This is a genomic window from Endozoicomonas sp. SCSIO W0465 (assembly GCF_023716865.1).
Taxonomy (GTDB): Bacteria; Pseudomonadota; Gammaproteobacteria; order Pseudomonadales; family Endozoicomonadaceae; genus Endozoicomonas.
Genome location: NZ_CP092417.1, coordinates 7,158,928 through 7,173,844, shown reverse-complemented (window position 1 = coordinate 7,173,844; position 14,917 = coordinate 7,158,928). Strand labels below are relative to the sequence as shown.

Genomic DNA, 14,917 nt, shown 5'->3' with positions numbered 1-14,917 from the left:
ATCAGGCATCTTCTGCCCACTTTATTGTTGCCGAAACGGATGTCATCAATCAAATTCAAAGATAACCCTGCTGATTTTGACCAGCACCTGATGTTCCCATCGAACATCTTCGACCTGCTGCCACCAGATCATGATTGCTTCGTTTTTGAAGATATCTTCAAGCATATCGACACCTCTGAAGTGGAAAAGCAGTATCACCATCTTGGCCAGAATGCCTACCACCCACGACTGATTATATCGATCCTGATCTATGCCTATAGCCATGGTGTGTTCAGCTCCAGGGAGATTGAACGGCGCTGCAATCAGGACTTGGCTTTCATGTATATCGCCAAACAGCACTGCCCAAATTTCCGGGTGCTCAGTGACTTTCGTAAAAACCAGGCCACCTTTTTTAAAAGCAGTTTCAAACAGAGCGTGCTGCTCGCCCGGGAACTACAGATGGCCTCGCTGGGCCACATCGCTCTTGATGGTTCCAAATTCAAAGCCGACTCATCAAAGCATAAGGCCATGAGCTACGCACGACTTAAGGCCAAAGAAGCTGAATTAATGGCTGAAGTTGAGGCCCTGATTAAAAAAGCCGAAACCAGTGACAGTGAAGAGGACGATGCTTATCAGCAGGAGACTGGCTACAGCATTCCTGAAGACTTGCAATTCAAGCAGGAACGGTTAGAGAAAATCCAGGAGGCCAAAAAAGCGCTTGAAGAACGGGAACAGGCCCTGAATCCCGATAAGCCGATAGACGACAAAAAGCAAATCAGCTTTGCTGATCATGATGCCAGGATCATGGGTAAAAAAGGCAGTGGCTATCAGTACAGTTATAACGCCCAGATCAGCGTCGACAGCGATAATGGTATCATTGTTGGCCAGCACATCAGCCAGCATGCCAATGACAAGCAGGAAGTAAAGCCTGCACTTGAAGCCATTGCAGAAGCAACAGATAACGCGTCCATTGGCAAAATGAGTGAGGATAATGGCTATTACTCAGGGCCCAACCTGCAAGCGTTTGATGATGCGAACATTGACGCTTACATGGCTACGGATCGACAGGAGAAGCCTGCAACAGAGGGACTGGAAGACTCTGACAGAAAGTTTGTCAAAGCGGATTTTATTTACCATGAAGCAGACGACAGCTTTACCTGCCCTGCCGGTGAGAAGCTGATTTATAACACGGCTAGCAAAGCAAAACACAAAAGCTACCGCGTCAGTAAAGATATCTGCCGGGATTGCCCGTTACGTAAAAGGTGCAGTGGTGACAACAAAGACCCGGGGAAAGTGATTCGCACAGACCGCCACGAAGCCATACGCCAGGCGATGAACCGCAAAATGGAAACCAAAGAGGCCAAAGCGGTTTATGAGCGTCGCAAGGTGATTGCGGAACCGCCTTTTGGCCAAATCAAGAACTCAGGATTCAGAGGGTTCAGTGTCCGGAGTAAGGAAAAAGTGGCTGGAGAATTTTCACTGGTCTGCAGTGCTTATAATTTCAAAAAAATTGTCAAATCGGTTTCAACGGGATCAATCCGTCTTGAAGAAGCAAAAAGGCTTAAAATGGCAGCATAAAGGCAAGCAAAAGGGTAAAAAACGCAATTTTTACCCCAAAACAGGCTAAATTTAGGTCAATATTTGATCAGCCAAGAAAATGCTGAAGCTTTCGTTTTTTCAATAGCTAGTTCTCGTCCAAAAACACAACCAATTGAAAACTGTAGATTTTATCCTGAAAAATTAAGTGGAGCCCTACTGCTATCTGGCGACTAAACTTCCCAAGAGCAAGAAACATAAGGGATTGCCAAAAACAGAGGACTCCAAATGCGCAAAAAACGCAACCCGCAGTGTAGTATGGAACTCCATTACGTACCTCATGAAATCTGCTCCCAGCTTTCCGGTATCTCGCAATGGCTTGACGCCCATCCACAGTTCAATGACTGGATTTATGAGGACTTAAGTTCTGGTGATAAACAGAACACTGGGCGGAACGGACTATCAGCAGAATCCGTTCTTCGTGCGGCACTCCTGAAACAGTATTTGAATTGTGATTATGACTACTTGTCGTTTGTTTTGATGGACTCCATGCTCTTTCGAGACTTTTGTCGCCTCGAACCAAACCAGCGCCCCAGTCGCTCCAGTTTGCATGGGCTCATCAGCCTTCTTACTGCATCTACATGGGAACGGATTAATAACTGTCAGCTAATGACCGCTAAAGATCAGGGTATTGAAAAAGGGCGCACTGTGGCTATTGACAGCACAGTCACCGAATCGGATATCAAACCTCCTTGCGACAGTGATCTTTTAGCCAGTTCCGTTAAAAAAATTTGTCGGCTGCTGGAACGGGGACAAACACTGACAGCGACACCGCTTTATGAATATACCCATCACAACCGAGCCGTAAAAGATGCGGCCAGAAAATGCATCTACGCTGGCAAAGAAGAGCGGCATCAGCATTATAAAAACTGCTGCAGTTGACCCGAAAATCCCGGAAGGTACTTATCGAAGCTACTGTCACGCTAGCAAACGCCCGTCAGCAGGGGCAGTGTCTCCTGGCTGATGATGCCGACAAGTGGCAGGCCGATGTGGATCACCTGTTACCCCTGGTGGATGCAATAGTCTCCCAGACAGAGCGCAGGGTCTTTAAGGGTGAAAAGGTGCCAGCCCAGGAAAAAGTGGTTAGCCTGTATGAACCCCATACGGATATCATCGTAAAAGACAGGCGGCAAGTACAGTATGGCCATAAACTGAACCTGGTTCAGGGAAAAAGTCGATTGATCCTGGACCTGGTTATTGAGGAAGGTAACCCAGCGGATTCGGACCAATTCATTCCGATGATGGAAAGACAAAAAGAAATTTATGGTCGTGTACCTCGCCAGACAAGCGGTGACGGCGGATACGCGTGTCGCGCTAATTTGGAAGGCTCTTTTCCAATTCCAGACTGCTATGTAACCAGCAAGTTGACTAAGGGCTGAAGAAGACTTTTGCCTCTTCGGCCAATATTATGCAAAAACTCAAAAAAGCCAAGGTAAAGGGGTAAAGCCTCTTGGGATATTCCCCTGTGAGGCCTTAGCCACGAGCGTAGAAGTGACCAAAACCCCTCCATAGTATTAACATGCACCTCGTAAATACCGTCTTTGTCATCATCACGAGCATACTCACCTTTGCCGTGACAGACCGTTTTATGTCTGAAGCCCCAGCTTTCAAGGTCATCATAGATGTTGTATTCATCGGTATAAATCTGGCTCTGTGGGGCTACGTGTTTCTTGATAAATGGTTCGATTGTCGCCTTCTTAACGTTCGACAGCATGTTGATAATGACCTGACCTCCCCTTTGAATCATTCCCAATACCGGCGGTTTGTCTTTTTCAAGAGTCCCACGGCCCGGAGCGCCTTTAAGCCTTCTTTTTCTCGGTGGACGATCCAGATTTTTTTAATGCTTCAGGGTGTCCCTTGTGACCAGCTACAATGTAGACCTCGTCGAATTCAACTTCGCCATCAAGAATCACTTCAGGCTTTCGGTCAACAACACCATTTCGTAAGACTGTGGTCATATGGTGTGCATCACTGACACACAGATCAAGTTCCTGAGCTATCTGGCTGTTGGAGACGTTCAGCCCCATTAAATAGAGACAGGCAATCCAGACTTTGAGTGGTCGGTGGTGTCCTGCGAAAACCGTATTTGTCAGGTCATCGAAGTAGCGCTTACAGGACTTACAGTAATAGTGCTGGCACTCTACCTGCACATTGTCGTGTCCATTCTTTTTGACATTCTCAGAATCACAGTGCGGACAGAGAACAGTGCCATCTGGCCAGCGGTTCTCACGGATCATCTCAAAGCAGGTGTCATTACTGATGAGATCTGAGATTCGGCCTATATTCATGGTCAATGCTGGCGATGGCTAATTATATCCACCAAGGATAGTTCAGCAGTTCGGAATTCGAAAAGAGCCATTTGGAAAAAGCCAAGGCCATGGGAATCAGCGATGTAGCTTTTAATAAGAAGCGCGGACTTGAAGTCGAAGAGATGACTAAAAGTCAGTATGTGTATAAAACGCTCTTTCGCTTCCGGGCAGGTATTGAAGCGGGAATTTCGTGGCTAAAGAGATGTTTTGGGCTATCACGTTGCCACTGCAAGGGTTCTGAGCGTTTTGATTCTCATTGCTGGTTATCGGTGGTCTGTTACAACCTGGTGATTCTGGCCAGACACCCGGCACCATCCTGATAGCCACCTCCACGCTACATGAAAGTACCTTTCCAGCATGGTGGGAGGATGTTTTCTGCCTGCTTTTCGCGTTTTTCTCCAATATCCGTCCCAGATTAGAGAAAAAAAGGGAAGAGTTTTTGCGGCTCTCTGGAATTTCAGGAAATATCAAAACGCACGTACAATCTAATTATGATTGCCTGATGCGTTTTTGGACGAGAACTAGCTAGTTCTCGTCCAAAAACTCTGCAGCCTATGCGTGCCAAGGCTTAGAGGGAAAAAATCAAGTTTTGTTTTGACGCCTTTTTCAACCAGTTTTCGGGGGCTACAGCGGAGTTGATGTGATTTTCCTGTAAATTCAGAGCACGTCAAATCTCTGTAGGCTACGTGGCCCAAGGGCTATAGTTTTTGGATGGGAACTAGCTAGTTCTCGGACAGCCTCCTAGTACATCATTTCAATGCTTTTGACAGGTTCCGTTCATCCTGAAGCGAAGAAAGTTGGAGACACCGTACTTTGACTCCGCTTCAGTGCGAACGGGATTTATCAATTCCATTTTGTAAGCCTTTTGTAAATACCAGGACAATATTCAAAATTCTTTATTTTTTCGGGAACTTTTTAGAATTTTGCTTGTCTGAGTAAGTGAGGATAGGAAAAATCAGGGTTTACGTACTGCTTTCTTATTGCTCATTGTGTGTTTTGTGTTGACAGAAAGTTAAGTTGTAGGCTGCCCCCGTAGCCGAAGCTAAGCAGCCAGTATCCTTCCCCCGGATACTGGTTTTTTTTTGCTGAATTTTTAACAGAACCTAACAAACCGGCTTTATTGGCCGTTAAATAACCTATGGTGGTAGCTTGGGTTGGTTTCTTCCATGGAAGCCAAACTTTTCAGCCATCAGGAATGCCATAACATCCTTATTAGGTGTGTGCTTTGTAGATGTAGTAATAAAATAGAGACAGTATGAAACGGTCATCCTCCCCTGGTGACCGTTTTTTTGTGACTGTATTTTTCTGTCTGATTTCTCTACCTCTGTGCTTTAAGAACTGATTCAACGGGCTGTTCGCAATAGGACAGTCTTAGCCCGACAGGCTCCTAACTTGAGGCAATAAGAGAAAGTTCCTGTATGGCTACTGACAGCATGGCAAGGTTTTGCTCTCTGGCAGACTGTATTTCGCGGACAGTTGCCTTCCATCGATCAATTAAACCGGTATTTTTTTCCAACCATTGTTTGAGGCGTTCTTCCGGCGTTCCCTTTGAGTATGCCAGAACATGAATACAATTATCATTGAGGGTCCGATCCAACTGGTCTTTCAGGGATGATTGTGCTTTGCGTTGCCAGAGGTCGTTAACCGGTAATTGACGAATACGTTCCCGTAACCAGGGGAGGCAAAGATAATCTTCAAGGGCAAAAAAGACAGAGGCCACATCAGTAACGGTAAATTGATACTCATTAGCCACACAGACCATAAAAAGTACGTAATAAAGATACCGAAGGCCTGCGCAGGTTTCTGCCAGTGTTTGCGGCAGCTTGGCTTCCTGTAGCCAGATAACTCTGCCGCCCAGCCATGCACAATCTTCCTCTCCCAGTAGCTCTGCCAGCTGTCCACTGATCACGCTGATGCCCGGTTTGTAGTTACTGATAAGAGACTCAATATCCATAGAGCTGCCATGGTTCTTCAGTAACCAGATGCAGGCTTTTTCGATATGCTGTTGTATCCGTGACAGCTCTACTCTCTGGATATCATCTTTTACCTCAAAACCAAGGCTTTCAAACTGATCCCAGATGGATGGAATGGAAAAGATCTCTTTTATAGCCATAAATGCCCGGACACAATTAAGCTCCGAATGTCGGGTTTCCTGACCAATATACCCAATAAATGTTGCTCCCATTCTATTGCCAACTTCGTTACTGAGATGGGTGGCCAGGATTTCGGTTTTTAATGGATGGTTTCTGATTTGATCAGGGAACTGGTTACGCAGTGGCGATGGGAAATAGTCCAGCAGTTTTTCTGCCAGTACCGGATCGTCGCCAACATTGGCTAAGACAAGGGATTCAAACAGCTCCAGCTTGGTATGAGACAAAAGAATAGCGATTTCTGGCCGGGTGAGACCTTCACCGGCTTTCACTCTGGCTTTAAGTTCGGTATCCGATGGCAGGCAGTCCTGATCCCGGTTAAGGTGTCCCTTCTGTTCGAGCCTCCTGATCAGGAAGCGGTGGTCATTAAATAACAGGAGATTCTGATGCAAGCTCAGGCTGAGTCTCTGGCTCTGTAAAAAGTTATGCCTGAGAACCAGTCTGGCAATCTCATCCGTCATACTGGCCAGTAAACTATTACGCTGCTTTATGGTTATATCACCCTCATCAACCATCTGATTAAGCAGAATCTTTATGTTGACTTCATGGTCTGAGCTGTCGACCCCGCCTGAGTTGTCTATAGCGTCGGTATTGATCAGACCGCCTCGTCTGGAGAACTCAATTCTTGCCAGCTGAGTCAGGCCCAGGTTTCCACCCTCCCCTACTGCGCTGGTATTCAGTTCGCTGGCGCTGATCCTGACACTGTCATTAGACCGGTCCCCCGCATCGGCATTGCTTTCATTGCTGGCTCTTATGTAAGTACCGATACCTCCATTCCATAGGAGATCAACTGGTGCTTTAAGAATCGTTTGAATAAGTTCAGCGGGCGACAGGATGGTTTTATCCGTTGCCAGCAGGGTGCTGGCCTGCTGACTCAAATGAATGCTTTTCTGTTGGCGGCTGAATACCCCACCACCTTCTGATATTTTGTTGCGATCATAATCTGCCCAGGATGACCGGGGTAAATTGAACAGGCGCAGGCGTTCACTGAAGCTGACTGAAATGTCCGGGTCAGGATCGATAAAGATGTGCTGATGGTTAAAAGCGGCAATCAGTCGAATATGTTTGGAAAGCAGCATGCCATTGCCAAATACATCACCCGACATATCGCCAATACCGATGACGGTAAAATCCTGAGTCTGGGTATCGATTTCACGCTCTTTGAAAATCCTTTTTACCGACTCCCAGGCACCTCGGGCAGTGATACCCATTTTTTTATGGTCATAGCCCTGACTGCCTCCAGAGGCAAAAGCATCTCCCAGCCAGAACCCATAGGATGCTGCTACCTCGTTGGCGATATCGGAAAAGCTGGCGGTGCCTTTGTCCGCTGCAACCACAAGGTAAGGGTCATCATCATCGTAGCGTATGACGTCTTCAGGAGGGATTATGTTTCCGCCCTGAAGGTTATCGGTAAGGTCCAGAAGCCCGGAGATAAAAGCGCGATAGCATGAAATACCTTCCGCCAGGATTTCCTCCCTGGAGCCATTGACCGGGAGATTTTTTGGTGACAAAGCCGCCTTTTGCCCCGTGAGGAACGATGATGGCATTTTTTATCCTCTGGGCCTTGACCAGTCCCAGAATTTCGGTACGGAAATCTTCCATCCGGTCTGACCACCTTAACCCTCCCCTGGCAATCTTCCCACAGCGCATATGAATGCCTTCAAAACGTGGAGAGTAGACAAATATCTCAAACATTGGCCTTGGTTGCGGTGATGCTGGAATCTTTTCGGGTTGCAGCTTGAACGACAAATAGCCTTTTGGCTCACCCTGGCTCTGTTTCTGATAGGCATTGGTTCTCACCATGGCCTCAACGACGCTGAGGAAGTGACGCAGGATCCGATCTTCATCAAGGTTGTCAACGCTATCCAGCAGTTGGTAAATCCTTTCAGAGCAGGCGTTGGCTATTGCACGACGATCGCCACGAAAATCGGGGTAAAAATGCGTGCTGAACAGGTCAACGATTTCACCAACCACAGGCGGGTTGTTGTTCAGTACTTTCTGCATATAGCTTTGGCTGAAAGGTACTTGAAGTTGCATCAGGTATTTGGACAGAGCCCTGATGAGCACAACCTGCTCCCAGTTCAAGCCTGCTGAAACCACCAGTCCGTTGAACCCGTCATTTTCCATTTCTCCCTTCCAGGTACGAATGAACACTTCCTGGAACTGATCTCGCAGATGAGTATCTTCAAGGTTGGAGTAACTTTCAACTGCCGGTGAGTTGATATTGGTCGTCAGGGCGTTATCAGGGCGATCAGGTTCAATTCTGAAATCAAGCACCCAGGCACTTTCCTGACGGTAGGGACTGATAGCGTAAGGTCTGGCACTGCCGACCCTGACGCCCATTTTCTCAAGAATGGGAAGCACATCCGAGAGTGCAAGAAGAGGTCCTTTACCAATAGTACGAAAATGCCATTGGTAATGGTCGGTAACCGGACGGTACAGACTGGTTCTTATCTGATGGCTGTTTTTTAAAGATTCCAGGCGTTGAATGTCTGCCACTGCCTGGCGCGGGGTAACATCTTCCCGGTATGCGGCGGGAAATGCCTGCAGGTAACACTGTGCCATCTTGTTACCTGAAGCCTCCCCAAACGCCTCTTTTAACGCTTGTTGCAAGTGATCTGTCCAGCTCAGCATCGCTTCCTGAATCATGGCTTCCAACCGCTCAACATCGATAGTCTGCTGATTGGCATGACGACAATGCACAGTAAATTGCAATTGTGCCATTGGGTTTTCAGATAGCTGGACATTGACGTCGATACTGTTACCACTCAATTCACTGAGCAGGATTTGTTGCATCTGCAAGCGAAGTTCCGTATTAAAATTATCTCTGGGTACATAAACCAGCACAGTAATAAAGCGGTCATAGGTATCGGGACGGAGGAATGCTTTCAATTGCCGTAATTCATGGCAGTCAAGTATCCCGTTAATAACGGCCTTAAGTTGTTCAAAACTTGCTTGCAGGAGTTCGTCCCTTGGGTAGTTATGAATGATATGGCGCAGGGCGTTACCCCGATGACTGTTTACCGGGCAGCTGTTGTTTTTTAGAAGTTTTGCCACTTTTTTTCGTATGAGCGGAATTTCATCCAGTGGAACGTTGTAGGCTGTCGATGAAAACAGTCCGAAAAAACGCCATTCCCCAGTCACGACACCTGAATCGCTGAATTGCTTTATCCCGATATAGTCCAGATGAGCCGGTCGATGTACCGTTGAACGGCTGATGGATTTGGTAATAACCAGTAACTGTGGTGTCTGAATTTGTGAGGCAATATAGGGTGAAAGTTCTTGCTCTACCGGATGATCACGGGGACCTTCCCGAAAAGTCCCCAGACCGCTTTTGCTGTTGGCGCGCAGTCTTAATTTATTTGGCTCCTGGATGATCTCATAATAGCGAAAGCCGATGAAAAGAAAATTGTCTTTTCTCAGCCAGTTTAGAAAAGCAAGTGCTTCTTGCCATTCGACATCCGGTAATGGCGCAGGGTGAGCTTGACACCATTGAATAGCGTCACCCAGCCTGGCTTGCATTGCCTCCCAGTCAGAAACAACTTTGTGAACATCCTCAATGATATTCCGGATACCTGCAGCGAGTTTCTCTAAATCGAGATGTTCCGGTTGCTGGTCTATTTCAATCCGAATGACCGCTTCGGTAATCTCTGCCCGGTGAGTGCTGATTGATTGCAGGTGGCCAGCACTGTCCCTTTCTGATCGCAGGGTAGGGTGATTAAGGGTGTAAACTTTTATTTTCTGGCGATCAAGTTCCATCAACACCGAAGACACCAGAAATGGCATATCATCCGTGATGATTTCAATAATGCTGTGTGTGGAGTGCCAGTGGTGAGTTTCGGGATCAGGGTTATAAACGCGGATCTTGATTTCTTCCGGTTGCCTTGTCTGTAGAAACTGCCACAGACAGAGTAATGCGCCATAGCCATCGTCTGTACTGATACGAGTAAGGTCCTTGCTGGCAATTCCACGAAAATAGGCATCAGCAAGCGACTGTATTTGTTCACATTCTTTGTTTGACATGCGCTTTGCCAGAAGCGCTTGAACCTGATTAACGATGACAGCCCGAAAATCTTTAAAGCGGTTCATGGTATTCCTCGGTAAGACAGCTTTTGGGTGACACCAATCAAAACCTCTGTATAAAATCAATTTTGCTCTTTTTGGCTAAGAGCCCTTTATAAAGAGCCTGTTAAAAAGTGTCTGGTTGCATTAACAATGGGTTAATAACCTTCTCGTCAAGATAGCCGAGAAACCACTCAAATGCCTTGCGATTGCTGATTTTGTCAGGGGCTAAGCATAATCCGTAGCCCTCACGGAATTTGCAAGAGAGGTCTGATTCTGGTATAAAGCCCGATCTTTGTATGAGGGTAGCTGCTGATGAGTCTTGAAGGTCTCTTGACTCTGTAACCATGGGCAGATCTGCCCGAAGCAGACACTGGAATTCAGTTAAGTTTTCCGGCCTCATGGCTGGTGATTTTGGTTTAACAGACGGTTTGAGAGGCCATCCACATGTCCAAGGTTTGTCAGGTTACCGGCAAGCGCCCGGTTACCGGGAATAATGTTTCCCACGCTCAGAACAAAACCCGTCGTCGCTTCGTGCCTAACCTGCACCACAAGCGTTTCTGGGTTGAAAGTGAAAAGCGCTTTGTGCGCCTGCGTGTTTCTGCAAAAGGCATGCGTATCATCGACAAGAAAGGCATCGATGCTGTTCTGGCCGATCTGCGTGCCAGTGGTCAAACTTTTTAAGTCGAATGAATTAAGTCGAATTAAGTCGAGACAGCCAAGTTAGCAGGAGCATAAATCATGGCTAAAGGTATTCGTGAGAAAATCAAGCTGGTTTCCAGCGCAGGTACTGGTCACTACTACACCACCACCAAGAACAAGCGTAATACGCCTGACAAGCTGGTGTTCAAGAAGTATGATCCAGTGGTTCGCAAGCACGTTGAGTATAAAGAATACAAGATCAAGTAAGTCTTGTTTGCTTTGCTCTGGTCCGTATCAACAGTTTTTTGAAACGATGATACGGACAATCTTTCCCTCCTCATACTTGCTAAAGTCTGCATGACGGCCGGGGCTTTCAATATCCCGAGTATCCAACCTTCCTTTTTTTACTGCTTTGCACCGTTTGACTTCAAAAAAGTACCAGACTCTGGAAACCATTGATCAATGCAACAAATTATTTTTCTTATGAAAAATGATGTTCAAATAGTCCTCAATATCCGCTGTTCAGCATGGTATCCGGAAACACCGTTCTTGCAATCCACTGACCGGGTATTGCGTTGTCACTGCCAAAAAAACAGGCAGCCAGAATAGCACCCAGAGGCACAGCCCGCCCACAGCTGTCACCACCGCATTGAATATTTTCCCTGATGGCCTGTTGATAGCTTTTCATGGTGAGCAGCAGATGGGTAACCACCACAAAAGAGGCATCAAGCCCGCAATGCATGCCCACCTCGGCTGCTACGGATCTTGATGACTGGTCCTGCATGGATTCCGCTTTTTCAATGGCATGGTTAATAGTCGAATCCCCGCCTTTGGCATGCTCCACGCATACGCGGGGAGAATGTCCGGCAATGGCACTTTTCAGCATCAGGGCGATGGCCCTGGCGTATGCTACTGCCGTATCGTTATTGTTAGTAATCCGCACTGCTGACTCGACCTTCTCCATAAAATCAGCCTCTTCACTGTGCCTGGCTACCAGTGGCGGCAGTTTTGACAGTGCCGGATTCTGGGTATCATCTGCGCCACAGGCGGTCAGTGGTTCTTCGTGTTGCTTGCGGTAATGAAGGTTAAGCAGGGTTTGTCGAGTGGGATGGTCGGTGTATCCCTGCCAGCAGCCACCAAAATCAAACCAGCGCTGGAAAGACTCAATGTAAGCCAATTCTTCATAGCCGTCGCTAATCCTGATGGCCTCTTCCATGGCGAGCATTTGTGCGCCGTAATGGGAATACTCTCCCACTCTTTTGCCAGTGTGGGCAAAATAACCTTTGTCCTGGTACTCTTCGCGATTCGGAGTATGAAACTCTGGTCGTTCACCACCGAACTGCTGAATTAACTCTTGATCATATAGCCAGTGAAATCCGAGGGCTGCTGCATCTCCCACTAAAGCACCCATTACCGCTTCAAAAGCCCTTTGTTTTGGTTCGTGCATTTGTTGATCCTCTTCGTTGTGGTCTCTTTAGGCCAGACCACCAGAAGTTGTAGCACAATCCTCTATTAATACGCCTGATTTTCATGGTTCTTATTAATACCTATTCCATCTGCTAAACATGAGCTGGCTGGCAAGATCCGGGTAAGGAGCTTTCTTGGCTGATCTGACCCTTGAATGACCATTGGAGGAGTTTGGCCTGAACAGTATGGAAATTTACTATGAGGGTTGTCCGAAAATCCAGGTTACCACTGCTCATGACCCCGATCCCCTACCAGTTATGAGAATTTGTAAGGAACTCTTTTAAAATTACCTGGTCGAATAGATACAAATTAAAAAATGAAGAATATTAAGAAGGGAGAAATATAATGAATTCATTAACAAATTGTGCGGCTTCTACTCGGCAACTTTTTAATCCAACGGCTGACTGCGTTACCGTGGTTTGTTGTTCGTCGCTTACTGGAGGCGCTGCTCCAGCATGTGTTAGTGTTAATTCCGGTTCCACACCTAGTTTATGGTCAATCGGTGCAGGGGCTGGGGCCGGTTGTCTGATCAGTTTAGGCATTATAGGCCTTGTTTCTTGTTGCGATTTAGTCGATCGTAGAATAACTCTTGCCCCTGACTCAGATTCGGCTCCTGGTACTGTCAGTCAGAATAATGCTCCCGTGACGTCTCAACCTGGTGAAAAGTCTTTTTATCAAACTGTGGATAGCGATCTTGAGAGCGAATTTTTTCTCAGTGACAGTGGATTACAATCTCTTGAACGAGTCCTTCCAGAGTTTGAGGGGGTATTCCCCGATGTACCACCGCCATCCTATTCGGAGGCTACAGAGGCTCCTCCTGCGTATAATCAGATTGGCTCTTGTAGGATTTCAGACTGCTACTGGGTTGAACATTGCTGAAGCCCTTTATCTACAAAGGTTGTCAGCATATTGTCCGGTAATGTTGCTCAATCCTTGTTTTTCGTGACCTACAGTCAGTTTTCACTGTAGAGCAGTTCGTAATCAAAATAGAGCCATCAGATTTATACGTTGGATAATTAAAAGTGTTCATCAGACATATTCCATCCAGGGAGCTTTGAATTTGGACAATTCAATACGAGCACTCCCACTATTCACAGCAATATAATATGTCTTTACCTATATTTCTTGCTTGTTGCCTGCATTGTTATAATGCGGGCCATTCAAGAATATTAGCTGTAGGTCATGATGAAACCGGAACTCCTTTCGCCAGCGGGAACACTGAAAAATATGCACTTTGCTTTTGCCTATGGTGCAGACGCTGTTTACGCTGGCCAGCCCCGCTACAGTCTGAGAGTTCGCAATAACGACTTTAAACTGGACAATCTGCAAAAAGGGATTGATGAGGCTCATGCTCTGGGCAAAAAGCTTTATCTGGCCAGTAATATTGCGCCTCATAACAGTAAAGTGAAAACCTATCTCCGTGATATGGAGCCGGTTATTGCCATGAGACCTGATGCTCTGATCATGTCCGATCCCGGACTGATCATGATGGTGCGCGAAACCTGGCCGGATATGCCAGTCCACCTCTCTGTTCAGGCCAACGCTGTTAACTTTGCAACGGTTAAATTCTGGGCCAGGCAGGGTGTTGAGCGGATTATTCTGTCCCGCGAGCTGTCTCTGGAGGAGATTCAGGAGATCAGGGAAGAGTGCCCTGATACGGAGATTGAGGTCTTTGTTCACGGTTCTCTCTGTATTGCTTACTCGGGGCGCTGTCTGCTCTCGGGTTATATCAACAAAAGAGATCCAAATCAGGGAACCTGCACCAATGCCTGCCGCTGGCAGTATCAGGCCCATGAGGCTAAAGAGACCGACAGTGGTGATGTTATCCCACTGAGAGGTGGATCAGGTATTGGCAGTCCTGAGGCTGTTTCTGGGGTGGTTACACCAACCCTGGGTGCTGGTGAAACATCCGACACTATTTTCCTGCTACAGGAAAAGGGGCGTCCGGATCAATATATGCCGGCTTTTGAAGATGAGCATGGTACTTATATCATGAATTCCAAGGATCTCAGGGCAGTCCAGCATGTTCGTCGTTTTACTGAGATGGGTATCCACTCCCTCAAGATCGAAGGACGTACCAAGTCTTTTTATTATGTTGGCAGAACCGCTCAGGTATATCGCCAGGCCATTGATGATGCTGTAGCGGGTATGCCTTTTGATATGGGCATGATGGACGCTCTGGAGAACCTGGCAAACAGAGGTTATACCGAAGGCTTTTATCGTCGCCATGTTCATGATGAATACCAGAATGGCTCTTTTCGGGTTACAGACTGCTCTGCAATGAAAATTGGCCAAAGGCCTTGATATACAATGCCTTCAGGAAACTGCTGGCTAAATATTGCCAAGCCCTGCCACAGGAGGATTCCAGCCTGATTTATGAAATCAGCAGTCTGCAATACGAAAAGAGCCACCAGAATTATGAAACCGGTAACTCCCGTGAAAGTAAGCAGCAGTTTGTTGGTGAAATCGTTGAATTTGACGATCAACAGCTAACGGTTGAGGTCAAAAACCGCTTTGAGCTGGGAGATACCATGGAGCTGATGACCCCAAAAGGCAACTATGTTTTCACTCTGGAGCATTTGGAAAATCGCCGTGGTGAGCGTATTGATGTGGCACCCGGGTCGGGCCATTTTGTCAAAATACCAAAACCTGAAGGTGTTTTACCAAATACGCATTCATTGCTGGTTCGTAATTTGCCCTAATCAGGTGATA

13 protein-coding genes are annotated in these 14,917 nt (G+C 46.9%); 8 read left to right on the top strand and 5 right to left on the bottom strand.

What is annotated here, in order from left to right; genetic code table 11:
* Positions 1–39 precede the first annotated feature (39 nt).
* From MJO57_RS32420 to MJO57_RS32410, 3 genes are all read left to right on the top strand, one after another.
* On the top strand, positions 40–1,557 hold the full coding sequence (locus MJO57_RS32420; RefSeq protein ID WP_252021814.1) for an IS1182 family transposase: 1,518 nt from the start codon (positions 40–42) through the stop codon (positions 1,555–1,557).
* A 246-nt stretch (positions 1,558–1,803) separates the two neighbouring features.
* Positions 1,804–2,457, top strand: coding sequence for a hypothetical protein (locus MJO57_RS32415; RefSeq protein ID WP_252021813.1), 654 nt, complete (start codon positions 1,804–1,806; stop codon positions 2,455–2,457).
* On the top strand, positions 2,454–2,954 hold the full coding sequence (locus MJO57_RS32410; RefSeq protein WP_252021811.1) for a hypothetical protein: 501 nt from the start codon (positions 2,454–2,456) through the stop codon (positions 2,952–2,954). Before MJO57_RS32415 ends, MJO57_RS32410 begins: the two co-directional genes overlap by 4 nt.
* On the opposite strand, the gene MJO57_RS32405 is transcribed toward MJO57_RS32410, so the two are convergent.
* A complete protein-coding gene (locus MJO57_RS32405; protein ID WP_252026893.1) occupies positions 2,924–3,406 on the bottom strand; it encodes an IS1595 family transposase in 483 nt (160 codons plus the stop codon). The two genes, MJO57_RS32410 and MJO57_RS32405, sit on opposite strands and share 31 nt — an antisense overlap.
* Positions 3,375–3,863: a transposase gene (locus MJO57_RS32400; RefSeq protein WP_252018121.1), complete on the bottom strand. Its 489-nt coding sequence runs from the start codon at positions 3,861–3,863 to the stop codon at positions 3,375–3,377. Before MJO57_RS32400 ends, MJO57_RS32405 begins: the two co-directional genes overlap by 32 nt.
* A 71-nt stretch (positions 3,864–3,934) precedes the next feature.
* Between MJO57_RS32400 and MJO57_RS32395 the strand changes: the two genes are divergently transcribed.
* Entirely contained in the window at positions 3,935–4,204 is a 270-nt protein-coding gene (locus tag MJO57_RS32395) for a transposase (RefSeq protein WP_252017717.1), read from the top strand.
* Positions 4,205–5,271: 1,067 nt separating this feature from the next.
* On the opposite strand, the gene MJO57_RS32390 is transcribed toward MJO57_RS32395, so the two are convergent.
* The gene (locus MJO57_RS32390; protein WP_252021809.1) at positions 5,272–7,545 is read right to left on the bottom strand and encodes an NAD-glutamate dehydrogenase domain-containing protein; all 2,274 of its coding nucleotides are present in this window, start codon (positions 7,543–7,545) and stop codon (positions 5,272–5,274) included.
* Positions 7,439–10,123 carry an NAD-glutamate dehydrogenase domain-containing protein gene (locus MJO57_RS32385; RefSeq protein WP_252021807.1) on the bottom strand — a complete coding sequence of 895 codons (2,685 nt, stop codon included), beginning with the start codon at positions 10,121–10,123 and terminating at the stop codon, positions 7,439–7,441. The genes MJO57_RS32390 and MJO57_RS32385 overlap by 107 nt, the downstream gene beginning before the upstream one ends.
* A 420-nt stretch (positions 10,124–10,543) precedes the next feature.
* On the opposite strand from MJO57_RS32385, the gene rpmB reads away from it, so the two are divergent.
* Both rpmB and rpmG read left to right on the top strand, forming a co-directional pair.
* A complete protein-coding gene (rpmB, locus tag MJO57_RS32380) occupies positions 10,544–10,780 on the top strand; it encodes a 50S ribosomal protein L28 (RefSeq protein WP_252021805.1) in 237 nt (78 codons plus the stop codon).
* A 57-nt stretch (positions 10,781–10,837) separates the two neighbouring features.
* Entirely contained in the window at positions 10,838–11,005 is a 168-nt protein-coding gene (rpmG, locus tag MJO57_RS32375; protein ID WP_034834535.1) for a 50S ribosomal protein L33, read from the top strand.
* A gap of 241 nt (positions 11,006–11,246) precedes the next feature.
* Here the strand turns inward: rpmG and MJO57_RS32370 are convergent, their stop codons facing one another.
* On the bottom strand, positions 11,247–12,185 hold the full coding sequence (locus tag MJO57_RS32370) for an ADP-ribosylglycohydrolase family protein (protein ID WP_252021803.1): 939 nt from the start codon (positions 12,183–12,185) through the stop codon (positions 11,247–11,249).
* Between the two features lie 1,202 nt (positions 12,186–13,387).
* On the opposite strand from MJO57_RS32370, the gene yegQ reads away from it, so the two are divergent.
* Positions 13,388–14,509 carry a tRNA 5-hydroxyuridine modification protein YegQ gene (gene yegQ / locus MJO57_RS32365; RefSeq protein WP_371924729.1) on the top strand — a complete coding sequence of 374 codons (1,122 nt, stop codon included), beginning with the start codon at positions 13,388–13,390 and terminating at the stop codon, positions 14,507–14,509.
* Complete coding sequence (locus MJO57_RS32360; RefSeq protein ID WP_252021801.1) at positions 14,506–14,907, top strand: U32 family peptidase C-terminal domain-containing protein; 402 nt, start codon at positions 14,506–14,508, stop codon at positions 14,905–14,907. Before yegQ ends, MJO57_RS32360 begins: the two co-directional genes overlap by 4 nt.
* Positions 14,908–14,917: the final 10 nt, after the last annotated feature.